Annotated in this window: 1 protein-coding gene; it reads left to right on the top strand. The window is 50.9% G+C overall.

Features of this window, described 5'->3' with window-relative positions:
- Positions 1–257, top strand: a 257-nt coding sequence (locus tag JK635_RS24430) for a hypothetical protein (protein WP_235888234.1), incomplete at its 5' end; no start/stop codon positions are given.
- Positions 258–548 lie beyond the last annotated feature (291 nt).

Here is a 548-nt window from a genome sequence, read left to right as displayed (position 1 = left end):
ATGGTAGACATTTCTCTGAGAACGGTCAGCCAGTCGCGGACAAAAGTTTTGTTCTCTTTAACTGCTTCCCGGGCTACGTTCCACTGAATCTGGAAGCTCTGGTTGCGAGCCTGAAGGTCTTGGAGCCGGATGGTACATGCGCCGCAATAGGAAGGAAGCCACCATACATACTTTTTGTCTACCTCGTAGGCGATCTGTTGGGCTTCCGCCGTGAAAACGAAAGAAACCCCGCATCCCCGGCACTGACAGCGGAGTGACTCATATTCAGTTGCATGCTCGTCGTAATGCCCCTGTGTTCGTTGGCTAGAAGCGGACCAACGTGTGCGGGAAATAAAAACATTCATGATGTAATTGAAGGTAAATTTTGTTGCCTACGCGAATGTCAGCTTTTGGCCGCTTGCAGTCTGTAGTCACTGGTCAAGGCAACGATATTGCGTGGTCAGATGTCATGAGATGAAGTGGTCAAATCAGTCGAGATTTCGCAGTGGTGCCTGGTGCCGCTTACCCCGGATAGGTAGCACTGTTCCTCCGGTTAGCTTGGCGATGGT

The sequence above is a fragment of the Neobacillus paridis genome, from assembly GCF_016765675.1.
GTDB lineage: Bacteria > Bacillota > Bacilli > Bacillales > Cytobacillaceae > Neobacillus > Neobacillus paridis.
Note: the sequence above shows the minus strand (reverse complement) of the source record. Positions and strands in the feature narration are given on the sequence as shown.